The organism is Bacillus swezeyi (assembly GCF_030908325.1).
GTDB classification, from domain to species: Bacteria; Bacillota; Bacilli; order Bacillales; family Bacillaceae; genus Bacillus; species Bacillus swezeyi.
On the sequence record NZ_CP133085.1, the window covers coordinates 364,639 to 380,159 of the forward strand.

The 15,521-nt window shown below is 45.6% G+C and carries 13 protein-coding genes; 11 read left to right on the top strand and 2 right to left on the bottom strand.

Going from position 1 to position 15,521, the window contains the following annotated elements:
* Window positions 1-51 precede the first annotated feature (51 nt).
* A complete protein-coding gene (locus RBH91_RS01980) occupies window positions 52-1,299 on the bottom strand; it encodes an MFS transporter (protein ID WP_307894620.1) in 1,248 nt (415 codons plus the stop codon).
* Between the two features lie 265 nt (window positions 1,300-1,564).
* On the opposite strand from RBH91_RS01980, the gene RBH91_RS01985 reads away from it, so the two are divergent.
* The 3 genes from RBH91_RS01985 to RBH91_RS01995 all read left to right on the top strand — a co-directional run bounded on the left by RBH91_RS01985 (window position 1,565) and on the right by RBH91_RS01995 (window position 4,948).
* The gene (locus tag RBH91_RS01985; RefSeq protein ID WP_307893285.1) at window positions 1,565-2,524 is read left to right on the top strand and encodes an L-lactate dehydrogenase; all 960 of its coding nucleotides are present in this window, start codon (window positions 1,565-1,567) and stop codon (window positions 2,522-2,524) included.
* A gap of 36 nt (window positions 2,525-2,560) precedes the next feature.
* Window positions 2,561-4,183: an L-lactate permease gene (locus RBH91_RS01990; protein ID WP_307893286.1), complete on the top strand. Its 1,623-nt coding sequence runs from the start codon at window positions 2,561-2,563 to the stop codon at window positions 4,181-4,183.
* A gap of 126 nt (window positions 4,184-4,309) precedes the next feature.
* Window positions 4,310-4,948, top strand: coding sequence for a LysE family translocator (locus tag RBH91_RS01995; protein ID WP_307894621.1), 639 nt, complete (start codon window positions 4,310-4,312; stop codon window positions 4,946-4,948).
* 7 nt (window positions 4,949-4,955) lie between these two features.
* On the opposite strand, the gene RBH91_RS02000 is transcribed toward RBH91_RS01995, so the two are convergent.
* A complete protein-coding gene (locus tag RBH91_RS02000) occupies window positions 4,956-6,287 on the bottom strand; it encodes an amino acid permease (protein WP_076758152.1) in 1,332 nt (443 codons plus the stop codon).
* Window positions 6,288-6,460: 173 nt separating this feature from the next.
* Here RBH91_RS02000 and nadE point away from each other — a divergent pair, with 173 nt between their 5' ends.
* The 8 genes from nadE (at window position 6,461) to RBH91_RS02040 (ending at window position 15,452) form a co-directional block, all read left to right on the top strand.
* Window positions 6,461-7,279: an NAD(+) synthase gene (gene nadE / locus RBH91_RS02005; RefSeq protein ID WP_076758155.1), complete on the top strand. Its 819-nt coding sequence runs from the start codon at window positions 6,461-6,463 to the stop codon at window positions 7,277-7,279.
* Between the two features lie 139 nt (window positions 7,280-7,418).
* Window positions 7,419-7,976, top strand: a complete 558-nt coding sequence (locus tag RBH91_RS02010; protein ID WP_307893287.1) for a shikimate kinase — start codon at window positions 7,419-7,421, stop codon at window positions 7,974-7,976.
* Window positions 7,977-8,122: 146 nt separating this feature from the next.
* Entirely contained in the window at window positions 8,123-8,269 is a 147-nt protein-coding gene (locus tag RBH91_RS02015; protein ID WP_307893288.1) for a hypothetical protein, read from the top strand.
* Between the two features lie 569 nt (window positions 8,270-8,838).
* Window positions 8,839-9,609 (top strand): nucleotidyltransferase domain-containing protein, encoded by a 771-nt coding sequence (locus tag RBH91_RS02020; protein WP_307893289.1) that lies wholly within the window; start codon window positions 8,839-8,841, stop codon window positions 9,607-9,609.
* A 381-nt stretch (window positions 9,610-9,990) separates the two neighbouring features.
* The gene (locus RBH91_RS02025; RefSeq protein ID WP_307894622.1) at window positions 9,991-10,902 is read left to right on the top strand and encodes a proline dehydrogenase family protein; all 912 of its coding nucleotides are present in this window, start codon (window positions 9,991-9,993) and stop codon (window positions 10,900-10,902) included.
* 23 nt (window positions 10,903-10,925) lie between these two features.
* Window positions 10,926-12,476 (top strand): L-glutamate gamma-semialdehyde dehydrogenase, encoded by a 1,551-nt coding sequence (gene pruA / locus RBH91_RS02030; protein ID WP_307893290.1) that lies wholly within the window; start codon window positions 10,926-10,928, stop codon window positions 12,474-12,476.
* Between the two features lie 119 nt (window positions 12,477-12,595).
* On the top strand, window positions 12,596-14,044 hold the full coding sequence (gene putP / locus RBH91_RS02035) for a sodium/proline symporter PutP (RefSeq protein ID WP_307893291.1): 1,449 nt from the start codon (window positions 12,596-12,598) through the stop codon (window positions 14,042-14,044).
* Between the two features lie 163 nt (window positions 14,045-14,207).
* Window positions 14,208-15,452: a PucR family transcriptional regulator gene (locus RBH91_RS02040; RefSeq protein ID WP_307893292.1), complete on the top strand. Its 1,245-nt coding sequence runs from the start codon at window positions 14,208-14,210 to the stop codon at window positions 15,450-15,452.
* Window positions 15,453-15,521: the final 69 nt, after the last annotated feature.

A 15,521-nucleotide genomic window follows, 5' to 3' on the forward strand; every position in this document is an offset into this window, starting at 1 on the left:
AGTATTTTTGTCAGCTTTACTTACAAACTAAAAGATTGAATATTTAAAATATTAATATTGAACCGCAGTGTCTGTTTTGGAATGTTGAGCGGGTGATGAGTCATCATTCAAGAATTTAAAGTAAGGCAGGAGAATACCGAGGCATCCTGCTATACAAATGATTGCGCCGATCATGAAAAACATCGGGCGTATTCCGAATACTTCACTGAACCTTCCTCCAATTAAAACGCCGATCATCATGGCACCGCGGTTGATGAAAAGGCGGACGGAAAGTATATTTCCCAAAAGGCGGCGGGGAACCTTTTTTTGGTACAGGGATGTATTGTGAACATTGAAAAAGGGAATAAAAACCCCTGCGGCGGCTTCAATCAGAATGGCTGCCCAAATGGCCGAGGCAAAGCTTAAGAAAATGTAGGAAACCCCTCCGGCAGCCAGAGCGCCGAGCATCATCAGGCGCCGGCTTGTCAAGCAGCCAAGCTTTCCGGCGGCCATCGAGCCAGCGAAATAGCCGAGCGGGAATGCAGCCATAAAATATCCATAGTCCAGTTCACTGCCGCCAAGCTCATCTACTATATACGGGACGTTCAGAACCATTGTGACGCCGACGCCGAATTGGACAAAGGCGAGAAAAATGCCGAGCCAGGCGAGCAGCCGCTGCCTAAAGAAATACCGGATTCCCCCTGATAATTGCTCCAGCCAGCTTTGTCTTTCTTCTTTGTATTCCGGCCGTTTTTCTTTAAGAGTGAAAAGGAAGCCAGCGCTCAAAAAGAAAAACAATGAAGCGGCAGCGAGCGTTTCTTCCGGGCCTAGCCATGCGGCCAAAAAACCCCCAATCGGAGGCGCGATAAACCCCATGAGACGCAGCGTTCCATCGATATAAGCATTGGCTTGTATGAGCTGTTTCTCTTTCACAATGGTCGGGATCACGGCCGTGCCGGCCGGAGCATAGAGAGGCTGAATGAGCCCAATCACCGCCTGCAGCAGCAGCAGGTTCCAAAATTCAAGATTTCCGCAAAAAATCATTAAGATCGGGAAGAGAAATACGAAGGCCCGTGTCAGCTGGGAGAACAGCATGATGTTTTTTCTGCTCCATCGGTCTATAAAAGGGCCGATGATCAGCTGCAAGGCAAGAGAGGGAATAAAATAAACGAGCCAGAAACTGCTCATGGCAAGCTTAGAACCCGTCAATTCATATACAAGCAAAGAATTGGAAAGGGCTCCAATCGCGCCGCCAAGCTCTGAGACAGCCTGTCCGAGCCATAGCGCAAGAAAGGATCTGTTTTTAATAAAACCATTCACCGTCTGAGACATTACCATTCTCCCTACTTTCTCCCTAATGGATTTCCATGGATGAATTTTATAATTTTTGGCTTTTTTATACAACGATAAGGTATATTTTTACCAATAAATGCACAAATTTAGGGAAGAAATAAGTGGAGACACAAAAAAGACAAAAATATAAATGCATAACTCTTGAAAAAGTATGTGAAATATTGCACAATATGAATGTGAAATACTTCACAAACAACTTAGAATTAAAACTAACGGCAAAGGATGATGAAAAATGGCAAACCAAAAAGTCAATCGTACAGTTTTAATCGGTGCTGGATTTGTTGGAAGCAGTTATGCGTTTACGTTAATTAACCAAGGAATCACAGACGAACTTGTGATCATTGATTTAAATAAAGACAAAGCAATGGGCGATGTTATGGACTTAAACCACGGGAAAGCATTTGCGCCGCATCCTGTGAAAACTTGGTACGGCACGTATGAAGATTGCAAGGACGCCGATATTGTCTGCGTTTGCGCAGGAGCAAACCAAAAGCCCGGTGAAACCCGCCTGGATTTAGTCGAAAAAAATCTGAGGATTTTTAAAGGAATCATCGGAGAGGTCATGGCCAGCGGATTTGACGGTATTTTCTTAGTTGCTACAAATCCGGTCGACATCCTCACTTATGCCACATGGAAGTTCAGCGGCCTTCCGAAAGAGCGCGTGATCGGAAGCGGTACGACTCTTGACACTGCACGTTTCCGCTACTTGCTCAGCGAATATTTCGGTGTCGCTGCCCATAATGCGCACGGCTATATCATCGGTGAACACGGGGATACGGAGCTGCCTGTCTGGAGCCATGCGAATATCGGCGGAGTACCCGTCAGCGATTTGCTGAAAAAGAATGAGAACTACAAAGCGGAAGATCTTGATGAACTGTTTGACAATGTGAAAAATGCAGCTTACCACATTATCGAGAAAAAAGGTGCGACATATTACGGAGTTGCCATGAGCCTGGCGCGTATCACGAAAGCCATCTACCGCAACGAAGAAGCGATCTTAACCGTCAGCGCCCATCTTGACGGCGAATTCGGCGAAGAAGACGTTTATATCGGAGTTCCGGCAGTCGTCAGCCGAGACGGAGCAAAGAAAATCATTGAGCTTGATCTGAATGAAAAAGAAAAAGAGCAGTTCAAGCATAGTGCAGGCGTGTTAAAAGAGATCTTAGAACCGCATTTTGGACCGAAAGCGTAACCTAATGAACACTATAAAGATAGAGAGATGATGACAATGTGGCAGCAGATATACGATCCGTTTGGGAATGAATTTATTAGTGCTTTTGTCGCCATTCTGCCGATTCTTTTCTTTCTGCTTGCGCTGACCGTATTGAAAATGAAGGGAATTATTTCCGCCTTTTTAACGCTTGCGGTCAGCTTTCTCGTATCCGTGTTCTTTTTTCACATGCCGGCCGCTAAAGCTGTCTCCGCTGTTTTTCTGGGGATAGCAAACGGTCTGTGGCCGATCGGATATATTGTGCTGATGGCTGTATGGCTCTATAAAATATCTGTTAAAACAGGGAAGTTTAAAGTGATCAGAGCGAGCATTGCCGGTATTTCGTCCGATCAGCGGCTTCAGCTGCTGCTTATCGGTTTCAGTTTTAACGCCTTTTTGGAAGGTGCGGCGGGTTTCGGGGTGCCGATAGCGATCAGTGCCGTTCTGCTTGTCGAGCTTGGTTTTAAACCGTTGAAAGCGGCATCCCTCTGTTTAATCGCAAATGCGGCTTCCGGCGCTTTTGGAGCGATCGGTATTCCTGTTATTACAGGGGCGCAAATGGGAGGTTTGACACCGCTTGAACTTTCCAGGACATTGGCCTGGATGCTTCCGGTCATCGCCTTTGCCGTTCCTTTCCTGCTCGTTTTCATTTTGGACGGGTTCAAAGGAATAAGAGAAACGCTGCCGGCCCTTCTAGTCTTGAGCGGAAGCTATACGGCCGTCCAGGCATTTACAATGATTGCTCTTGGGCCGGAGCTTGCCAACATTTTAGCTGCTTTAATCAGCATGGGCGCTTTGGCGCTGTTCCTCAGAAAATGGCAGCCGCGCCATATATACAGGGAAGCGGGTAATGAACAGGAGTCGGCTGAGAGATACAGTGCAGCAGACATCATCAAAGCCTGGTCGCCGTTTTATATCTTGACAGGCGTGATTGCCCTATGGAGCCTGCCGGTTTTTAAAGGGCTCTTTCAGGAAGGCGGTTTGCTTCAGAAAACAACGATCTTATACAAAATCCCTTTCCTTCATCAGGAAGTGTTGAAAACACCGCCGATTTCTCCTGAAGCGGCACCGCTTGATGCCGTGCTGAAACTTGATTTGGTTTCAGCAACGGGAACGGCCATTCTGCTCGCCGCGATCGTCACGATTCTGCTGAGCCGAAACATCAATTTCCGCGGCGGCATCTCCTGTTTGAAGGAAACGGGCCGGGAATTATGGATTCCCATTCTCACCATTTGCTTCGTCATGGGCTTTGCCAACTTGGCAAACTATGCAGGACTTAGTTCTTCCATCGGCTTGGCGCTTGCAAAAGCCGGCGATATCTTTCCGTTCGTCAGCCCCGTATTGGGCTGGATCGGCGTATTCATAACCGGTTCTGTTGTCAGCAACAACGCGCTGTTCGGCCATTTGCAGGCAGTCACCGGAGCCCAAATCGGGACAAGTTCCGCATTGCTGCTCGCCGCGAATACCGCGGGCGGCGTAATGGCCAAGCTGATCTCGCCACAGTCGATTGCGATAGCAACAGCCGCCGTTCAAGAGACGGGACAAGAATCAAAATTATTCAGTCAAACCGTCAAATACAGTCTCATCCTGCTTCTTATCATATGTATTTGGACGTTTGTCCTCTCCAAGCTTGGAATATAAAGAAAAAGCCTTTTTCTCTAACGGGAAAAGGCTTTTTTGCTGAAGCTGTCTTCTAACAGGTTGTTCTATCCGGGCCCCTTTTTGAATACATTTGTACAAGTTATCGCGAAGGGGGAACGCGGTGTGTTGAACATTTTTCTCAGCTATGTCTTTTTGGGTCTGTCTTTGGCCGCACCGGTCGGTCCGGTGAATGCGGCGCAGATTGACAGAGGAATGAAAGGCGGTTTTTTCCACGCCTGGCTTTTTGGACTCGGCGCTGTTACGGCTGATGTCTTGTATATGGCGCTGATTTATTTTGGGGTCGCGCAGTTTCTGACGGCGCCATTTTTAAAAACGTTTTTATGGCTGTTTGGTTTTTTTGTTTTAACCTATACAGGAATCGAGAGTCTGGTCAAGGCAAAGGAAGTATCGCTCATGAGAGAGGGTAAAGGGAAGGAGGCGTACCGTAAATCTTTCTTCTCCGGCCTGGTGATCTCGCTTTCAAACCCTCTCAGCATCATGTTTTGGCTCGGCATCTACGGCAGCATCCTGGCGAAGACGATTGAAGCCTATGAATCCTATCAGCTCCTGATATGCAGTTCAGGCATCTTAATCGGCCTTTTTTTGTGGGATTTGGCGATGTCTTTTCTGGCCGGGACATTCAGAACGTTTTTAAGTCCGAGAATGATTCAGGCGACGACATGGATCGCGGGGGTCACATTAATCGTTTTCGGCTGTTATTTCGGTTACCAAGGAGTTCATGAACTGATGCAGCCAGCGGACTGACACCGGATCATGGCTCCTTTTGTTCTTGCTGAGCAGCCCATTTCTTTTTCATCAGCAGCGTCACAAGTGCGATAATGGCGAGAAACAGCAGGCTGACAAAAAAGCCCGGTCTGCTGTTTTTTTCAAATAACGTACCGGAAACGGCAAATAAAATCAAAACAAGCGCCGTTGTGATTTGAATATTTCCTTTTAGCTTCGGTTTCGTCAGTTTTTTGCTTGAGAATAAGATAAACATCCAATTGTAAAGGAGCATCAGACTGGCAGCGGTTGTCATGTGTTCGTAAAGCGCTTTCGGAAGCAGAAGCGATAAAATGATGGAGACAGCAAGAACGAGTACTGTCAGTCCCAGTGCCGGCCATGACACTTTTGCTTTTTCTTTTTTGGCAAAACACGCCGGTGCATCACCGTTTTTCGCCATTGTTCCCATCAATGTTGTGACAGCAAACAAGGAGGCGGTCAAGGTAGAAAACCCGGCGATGATGAAAATCCCGTTGAAAATGTCCATGATCAAATCAAGATGAAAATCTTTTAATGAAGTAATAAACGGACTGTTTTGTTCAGTAAATGCCCCATGAGGAACGAGCAGCATGGCCAGACCGATCGACACGACGTAAAATGCAGCAAGTGTTATCAGCATCAGGCTGCCCGATTTCGCGGAGTCTTTCGGATCTTTTAAATGAATCGCCATCAACCCCATGACTTCAATTCCGCCATAGGCGTAAAACGTATAGATTAATCCCGTCCATAATCCCATGAAGCCGAAAGGGAACAGCTCCTGAATCCGGTCGGGAACCTGCGCATCGGGAGTTTTCCCGGGGAGAACGCCGCATAATGCCAGAATTGCGATAATGATAAACATGACAATGGCCGCCGTTTTCAGGACCGCCAATATGTTTTCTGTTTTTTCAAAGCTGCTGCGGCCGGTGAAAATCACGATCAACCCGAGAATGGCATAAATCGATGCAAACACCCACAGCGGGGTCTGGTCAAACCAATGGCGCGTAAACAGTGAGATCGCGGTCAATTGGCTTCCGATAATCAGCATTTCAGATGACCAGTAGACCCAGCCATTGCTAAAACCGGCCCAGTTCCCAAACGCTTCCCTTGCATAGGAACAAAAAGACCCCTCAACAGGGTGGTCGGCTGTCAGCTTTGCCAGTTGCTGAAAGACGAGAAAAGTTCCGAGGGCAGCAAGAAGAAAGGCGGCTAAAACCGAAAAGCCGCTTTTTTTTATGGCGATGCTTGATCCTAGAAAAAACCCCGTTCCTATCGTGCAGCCGATACCGATTAATGACAGCTGCCACCATTTTAAATCTCCTTTTTTCGCTTGTCGCTTCATAATTTCAACCCCTCTGATGTCATCGTTATTTTGCCAGCGGGCTCTCATTTTTATGCGTATCTGCAGTCTGAAAGCGGCATGGGACGTGCGTTGATATTCACTTCAAAACGAAACATATGCTATAGTTAATACATAGTAAGAAACGGTTCATCAGGCATAAGGAGGAAATGAAGATGTCTTTGCAGGAAAAAATTATCAATGAACTGAATGTAAAGCCTTCTATCGATCCAAAACAGGAAATAGAAAAGCGGGTCGGCTTTTTAAAAAGCTATTTGAAAAAAACCGGAGCTAAAGGCTTTGTTTTAGGGATAAGCGGAGGACAGGATTCTTCACTTGCGGGCAGGCTTGCTCAGCTGGCTGTGGAAGAATTGAGAGCTGAAGGGGTTCAGGCTGAATTTACGGCGGTCCGTCTGCCGCACGGCGTTCAGCAGGATGAGGATGATGCCCAGCTGGCGCTGACGTTTATTCAGCCGGACAAGTCGCTTGCCTTTGACATTGCGTCAACGGTCAGCGCTTTTGTTTCGCAATTTAAGTCTGTTACAGGAGAAACGCTTGCCGATTTTCATAAAGGCAATGTGAAAGCACGGGTGCGGATGATTGCACAATACGCAATAGGCGGACAGCATCAGTTATTGGTAATCGGAACCGATCATGCGGCAGAAGCTGTTACAGGCTTTTTCACCAAGTATGGAGACGGAGGCGCCGATCTTTTGCCGCTGACAGGGCTGACAAAACGCCAAGGCCGCAGCCTGCTTGAGGAGCTCGGCGCGCCTGAGCGGCTTTATACGAAATCACCGACAGCCGATTTGCTTGATGAAAAACCTCAGCAGGCCGATGAAACAGAGCTCGGCTTGACGTATGAAAACATCGACGATTACCTTGAAGGAAAAGCCGTCTCCAGCGAGGTGGCCGAGGCGATCGAAAAACGCTATAGGGTGTCTGAGCACAAACGCCAAGTGCCTGCTTCAATGTTTGATGATTGGTGGAAATAGATGAAGGAAAGAGGCTGTTTTAGGACTCAGCCTCTTTTGTATTTTTGCCCCTGTCTACTTTTATATCATTAAAACCAGATTTGTCATATACTAAATATAATTGTTGATTCCTTTATACAAGGAGGAGTAAAGCCTAGAGATGAATGCCAAAAGAGCCATTCCTGTGAGAGAAAAGAATATCGTGCTGATCGGATTTATGGGTGTCGGCAAAACGACGATCGGCAAGCTGGTCGCCGAAAAACTGTACCGCGACTTTATTGATATTGATCAAGAAATTGAAAGAGATTTTCAGATGAGCATTCCCGAGATGTTTACACAAAAAGGGGAAGCGTTTTTCCGGAAGACGGAAAAAGAATATATTGTTCATATGTGTGAACATACGAGGGGCAAAATCGTCTCTCTCGGAGGCGGCTCTTTTCAGCAGGAGGAGATCAGAAAGAAATGCCTTGAACACTGCTTCGTCATTTTCCTTGATTTAACATGGGAGAATTGGAAAGAGCGGATCGATTTGCTGCTTGAAAACAGACCGATTCTTCACAACCGCTCAATTGAACAAGTGAAACAGCTGTTCAATGAAAGAAAGAGCATCTATGCCCTCCACCATTTAAGAGTTGAAACAGACAATCTTTCCGCCGAAGAAGTCGCCGACTGCATTGTGGACGCGCTGAACCCGGGCGGAGAGCTTTATCAGTCTTAAACAAACGTTTGATTAACCCCTTCTAAACAATTGAAAAAACGTTTTTTGATGAAGTTAGCGCAGCTTGGTCTGAGTGATGGAAATGAGATATTGAACGAATCAACACCGGTTGCGTCATTGTTAAAAGCGATATAGAGGCGCTAAGAATGCGTCTGAATAATGCGGAAGACAATGATCATCTGGTCATTGTCTTTTTTATGAAGACGCGATCTGCCCGATTGAACTTGTATAAGAAAGGCGGCTGTTTTATGCCGCAATATGTGCCGTCAACGGTTCTCATTTCACTTGGCTGAGGTTTAGAGAGCCGGCACTTTTACTGGATATTTCAGCTCTGAACGGGCATTTAAGCTGATACACTTTTCCGGGTGCTTTTGGATGTGGCCCGTATAGAAGCATTGTGCTCCAAGCTTGATCGGAAAGCCAGAAGATTGGCTGATCCGCCCGTCCGGCAGCACCGACCTTCTGGCCTTGTTTGAAGGATTGTCCTTTTGATACAGTATAAGAGCTCAGGTGAGCATCATCAGTTTTCCAGCCGCTATGCGGTTCTTTGCTGCAGAGATTGCTGATCCATTTTTCGCCCCGCCGGAAAGGATTTCATCAGGCAGTATTGGCCGGGTTGTGATTTGTACGTGTTTGGTTTGAGGGCATTTAGCCGCCTCTGGGCGGATCATCACTGAGCATTACTGCCAAAGACAGCGAAGCAGCAAGCTTTTTTATGACGTTTACTCTGCTTGTGATAGCTGATGAGGCCATACAATTCATAGATTCAAAAAGATAAATGCATGGTAAGAAATGTCGCTTACTCTTGGCTATGACCTTATAATGGTTTAATAGATAACACAGACTGGCGGTGCATCTCAACATGAAACAGCGTATTCGGCAAGAGCTGAAAAATATCGAATCAACATATAATGTGAAAATCCTTTATGCAGTGGAATCCGGGAGCAGGGCTTGGGGATTTCCGTCACAGGACAGTGATTATGACGTCCGATTTATTTATGTTCATCAAAAGGATTGGTACCTGTCAATTGACGCAAAGCGCGATGTCATCGAACTGCCGATTCATGACTTGCTGGATATCAGCGGATGGGAATTGACAAAGGCTTTACGGCTGTTCCGTAAATCAAATCCCCCGCTGCTTGAATGGCTTTCTTCAGGAATGGTCTATGATGAAGCTTTTTCTTTGGCAGAAAAAATGAGGCAGCTTAAGTTTCGGGCTTTTTCACCAGCCGCTAGTATGCATCATTATTTAAACATGGCTTCGGGAAACTTTCGCCACTACCTGCAGCGGGAGCAGGTAAAGATTAAAACATATTTTTACGTTCTCCGGCCGATTCTCGCATGCCAGTGGATTGAAAGCCGGCATACGGTTCCGCCCATTGAGTTTCAAACGCTGCTTGAGGCGCTTCTTGATGAGGGACCGCTAAAAACGGAAATTCGTCATTTGCTTGAGCTGAAAAAGACGGGAGAGGAGTTTCATCTTGAGCCGCAAAATCCTTTGCTTCACGAGTTTATCGCCAACGAGCTTGAGCGGCTGCATCCGGCGGCAAAGGCAATTAAAACCAATCAGGCAGATTTGACGCCAGAGCTTGACAGACTGTTTAGAGAAACGCTAGACGAGGTTTGGGCATAACATGATATTCCCTTTAAGAATTCTTAAAGGGTTTTTTCTTTGCATTCTTGGGGAAAGGGTTTAGTATAACAGAAAGCGTTTTCAATTTTGTTTTTCTTAAATAGGAAAACACTGCTTTAGAACAGCAAAAAAAGCTCAAGGCATCCGAAAACGCATCCTGTTCTTTACCGAAGTTTCCTCCTAATTCTATAGTCGTATACCTTTCAATGTTTTAGGCCAAAAGTTTCTAATAAAATACCAGCAGATGTAAAACGTTGTGGGAAAAACACAAAAATCGTCAGCTTTTTTGTTTTTTCGAAATATTGTGAATCAACCCTTGGCTCTTATAGAATTAAGAATATAAAGAAATATTTCATGAGATGGCGGGGTGTGATAATGGAAGTGATAACAAGAGACTTTTTTCTATTCTTATCTAAAAGCAGCATCCTGAATCGCCTAGCGAGAAATTGGGGGAGTTCTGTAGCGACTGGAAAAATTATCGGAGGAAAAGATTTTGAAGCTTCAATTCCGGTTATCAGAAAGCTTAATGAGCAAGGGTTGACTGTTACTGTTGATCATTTAGGCGAATTTGTTGACAGCAAAGAAGTCGCAAGAGAACGCACACAGGAATGCATTCGGGCCATTCAATTGATTGCACAGGAACAGCTTGAGTCACATGTTTCCTTGAAGATGACGTCATTGGGGCTCGATATTGACCTTGATCTTGTAAGGGATAACATGAACAGCATTTTGGAATGTGCTGAACAGCATCAAGTCATGGTAACGATTGACATGGAGGATGAAGTGCGCTGTCAAAAGACGCTTGACTTGTTTAAGGAGTTCAGGCAGAGATATGAATATGTCAGCACCGTTCTCCAGGCTTATCTATACAGAACTGAACAGGATTTGGAGGAGCTGAATCAGTATGATCCGTTTTTCCGTCTTGTGAAGGGAGCTTATAAGGAATCGCCAAACGTGGCGTTTCCGGACAAAAAAGATGTGGATGAGAATTATAAAAAGCTCATTAAAAAGCAGCTGCTGAGCGGCCATTACACAGCCATCGCAACTCATGACGACAAGATGATTGATTTCACAAAAGAAATTGCGGATCAGCATCAAATCGGCAAAGACCGTTTCGAATTTCAAATGCTGTACGGCATGCGCAACAAAACCCAGCTGGAATTAGCGAATGAGGGCTATAATATGCGCGTCTATCTTCCTTACGGAGATGACTGGTACGGATACTTTATGAGACGGCTTGCCGAGCGGCCTGCCAATATTGCATTTGCATTAAAAGGCATGACCAAAAAATAAAACGATAAAAAGGGGAGATTAGAATGACAACACCTTACAAACACGAACCATTTACAAATTTCGGGATCGAAGAAAACAGGACAGCATTTCAAAAGGCGTTGGAAACGGTAAATAATGAATGGCTGGGTCAGTCCTATCCTCTTGTTATCGATGGAGAAAGATTCGAAACAGAAGACAAGATTGTGTCGATCAACCCTGCAAACAAAGAAGAAGTCGTGGGCACAGTATCAAAAGCGACCCAAGATCATGCTGAAAAGGCCATCCAAGCGGCAGCGAATGCGTTTGAAACATGGAGATATACTGATCCTGAAGAAAGAGCGGCTGTTTTATTCCGTGCGGCAGCCAAAGTTCGCCGCCAAAAACATGAATTTTCAGCGCTTTTAGTCAAGGAAGCCGGGAAACCATGGAATGAAGCGGATGCAGATACGGCAGAAGCGATCGACTTTATGGAATATTATGCACGGCAAATGCTTGAGCTTGCAAAAGGAAAGCCTATCAACAGCCGTGAGGGCGAACGAAATCAATATGTGTATACACCGACTGGGGTAACGGTTGTTATTCCACCATGGAACTTCCTGTTTGCCATTATGGCGGGTACAACAGTAGCCCCGATCGTTACGGGAAACACGGTTGTTCTGAAGCCGGCCAGCGCAGCGGCAGTCATTGCGGCAAAGTTTGTTGAAATTCTCGAAGAAAGCGGTCTTCCAAAAGGGGTCGTCAATTTTGTCCCTGGAAGCGGCGCTGAAGTCGGAGACTACCTTGTGGATCATCCGAAAACAAGCATCATCACATTCACAGGCTCAAGAGAAGTGGGAACGCGCATTTTTGAGCGGGCAGCGAAAGTTCAGCCTGGCCAGATGCACTTAAAACAGGTCATCGCGGAAATGGGCGGAAAAGATACGGTTGTCGTTGATGAAGACTGTGATGTTGAATTGGCTGCGCAATCCATTTTCGCATCTGCATTTGGCTTTGCCGGTCAAAAATGTTCTGCAGGTTCACGTGCTGTCGTTCATGAAAAAGTGTATGACCAAGTTTTGAAGCGCGTCATTGAAATAACAGAATCCAAGAAAGTCGGAGAGCCTGTCAGCTCGGACGTTTATATGGGCCCTGTCATTGATCAGGCTTCCTTCAACAAGATCATGGACTATATCGAAATCGGAAAGCAGGAAGGTCGCTTGGTCAGCGGAGGAAAAGGCGATGATTCAAAAGGCTATTTCATCGATCCGACGATCTTTGCTGATTTAGATCCAAATGCGCGATTGATGCAGGAGGAAATTTTCGGACCGGTCGTTGCCTTTTCAAAAGTAAGCAGCTTTGATGAGGCTTTGGAAGTGGCCAACAACACTGAATACGGATTGACAGGCGCGGTCATCACCAAAAACCGCGATTATATCAACAGAGCAAAACAAGAATTCCATGTAGGGAATCTGTATTTCAACCGCAACTGTACAGGTGCAATCGTCGGCTACCATCCGTTCGGCGGATTTAAAATGTCTGGAACGGATTCCAAAGCTGGTGGACCGGATTATCTGGCTCTCCACATGCAGGCGAAAACGATCAGCGAAATGTTCTAAAAAAGGGGTCAAACGGGGGTGAAGGCAGCCTTTTTAGGCTGCCTTCAAAAAAAGAAAAATTAATCTAAAAATTCAGATAAAACGGCATCCTGGGGGGGATTCTTATTCAGAACGTACAATTGGTCATTTCGATCGTCATTTATATGATTGGTATGCTTTTTATCGGGTATTACGCATATAAACGGACAGCGAATCTTTCGGATTATATGCTTGGCGGACGGACACTCGGTCCCGCGGTTACAGCGCTTAGCGCAGGTGCATCAGATATGAGCGGCTGGCTGCTGATGGGTCTTCCGGGAGCGATGTTTGCCACAGGCTTGAGCGGTTCATGGATCGTCATCGGGCTTGTACTCGGCGCATGGGCAAACTGGCTTTTTGTAGCGCCCCGTTTAAGAACCTACACTGAAGTGGCGGGCAATTCGATTACAATTCCGGCATTTTTGGAAAACCGCTTTCATGACAAATCAAGGATTCTCCGAATGTTTTCAGGACTCATTATTATTACCTTTTTTACATTTTATGTATCATCGGGCATGGTCTCCGGCGGCGTGTTGTTTAACAGCATGTTTGATTTGGATTACCATACAGGCCTCTGGGTTATCTCAGGCGTTGTCGTGGCCTACACGCTTTTTGGCGGCTTTTTGGCAGTCAGTTGGACTGATTTTGTCCAAGGCATCATTATGTTCGTCGCCTTAATCCTTGTGCCGATCGTGACGGTGATTCAGACGGGAGGGCCTTCTGAAGCCTTTACGGAAATTCGTTCAATCGATCCGAACCTTCTCAATATCTTTAAAGGAACGAGCGTCCTCAGCATCATCTCCTTATTTGCATGGGGTCTCGGCTACTTTGGACAGCCTCATATTATCGTGCGATTTATGGCTATATCCTCAGTGAAAGAAACAAAAAAAGCCCGCCGGATCGGCATGGGATGGATGATTTTCTCGAGTGCAGGCGCATTGCTGACCGGATTAATCGGACTTGCTTATTATTCAAAAAATGGGCTTCAACTGGATGATCCGGAAACCATTTTTATTCAATTAGGCAATATCCTGTTTCATCCGCTGATCACAGGGTTTTTGATTTCAGCCATCTTAGCGGCTGTTATGAGTACGATATCCTCTCAATTGCTTGTCACTTCAAGCTCTTTAACGGAAGACTTATATAAGACACTATTCAAACGCTCTGCTTCTGACAAAGAACTCGTCTTTATCGGCCGGCTTTCTGTACTAGCTGTTTCTATTATCGGGCTTTGTCTCGCATGGACAAAAAACAACACAATATTGGGACTTGTCAGTTACGCTTGGGCGGGTTTCGGCGCTTCATTCGGTCCCGTGATCATTTTGAGCCTATATTGGAAGAGGATGACAAAATGGGGAGCGCTTGCAGGTATGGTTGCCGGGGCACTTACCGTTATCATTTGGGCTGAAGCCGGGCTTTCCGATGTGCTGTACGAAATCATTCCAGGCTTTGCAGCAAGCTTATTGTTTGTATTTGTCGTCAGTCTGCTGACTTCAAAACCGAACCAGCAGGTTGTGGAGGAATTTGATGAATATAAAAAAGTGATTTGATGATGATGGAGATGGGGTGAACCATTCTCCGTCTCTCTTTTTATAGGACGCCTCTGTCTCAACCGGCAGGGGCCGTCCTGAATTTTTAAAAAGTCCGATATAAGTCTATACAAGATTGTAAAGGAGAAGTATGATTAAGTTAAAAACGAGTAGGAGAAAGGATATGGAAGAGCTATTAGAACAAGTTGTTTCTCTTTCAAACATTAACGAGATCATTGATTTTATCAGCGATGAGTTGAAAAAACCGGTCATTCTGGAAAGCGCAGATTTTTTCTTATTGGCTTATAACTCCTATTATATTAACCATTTTGATGCAGCAAACCAGCAAACGATTTTTTCCAAAAAATGTCCGCTGTCGATTTTTGAAAAATTTGTCGAGGAAGGTATCATTGATCAACTCAAAACAATTCCGACTCCTTTTCGGGTAAATCAAATTGAAGAAATCGGTCTAAACCAGCGGGTCGTCGTCAGCGCCAAACATAAAGATGAAGTCATGGGCTATATTTGGATACAGGAGATTGAAGACAATCTGTCTGATGAAGAACTTGATTTCTTATATAAAGCTTCCTTTCATGTCGGGAAAATCATTTACAAGAAAAAGCAACTTAAGCAAGAGAAAGATGAAGAGGCGGAAGAGCTTTATAAAAAAGCGATAAACGACCAGTTTCAGACGGAGAAAGAGCTGAAAGCCGCCGCTGATAAGGCCGGTGTTGTTCTGCCTGCCGTGTATACCGTCATGGTGCTTCAAGTCGTTGACGGGGAGGATGAACTGCTCGATGATCTGAAGGAGACGATCAGATCGTATTTAAATCTGAAAGACAACATCAGCCATGTCCTAGAGGATCATTCCAACATCGCCATCATTGTCGGCAGTGTGTCGCGCAAGCGTTCCGCTCTGGCTGCGGCCTCGGAGTTAATCAACCGGCTTTTAACCCATCTGCGCTCACAAATGCTGCCCCTCATCTTTATCGGGGTCGGCAATGAATACAGCAGCCTGCTGTCGCTCGGCAAAAGCTACAGGGAGGCGCTGCAAGTGACAAAAGCAGCGGAAATCACGGGAAGCCAGGAACACATTCCTTATGAATACCAAAAGCTCGGCCTTTTCAGATATCTTGACCAAATCGCCGCAAAAAACGACCATCTGCAATATGTGAACCCAGCTCTGCTGCTGCTGAAAGAAAAAGATAAAGAAAGCCACACCGAATTCTTAAGAACCCTTGAGATTTATCTTGTGAATAACTGTAAAATCAAACCATCCGCAGAGCAGCTGTTTATCCATCAAAATACACTAAACTACCGAATTAAACAGATATTGGATATGACATCGATCGATCTGAACGATTTTAATACGAGATGTCAGTTATTTATCGATTTGATGCTGATGAAAAAAGGCGGCTATAAATCATAAAAGCTATGTAAACCAGAACACCCGGCAGCCGGGGTTCTGTTCCCCTTGTCTAAAAAAGAGCCGGTACAT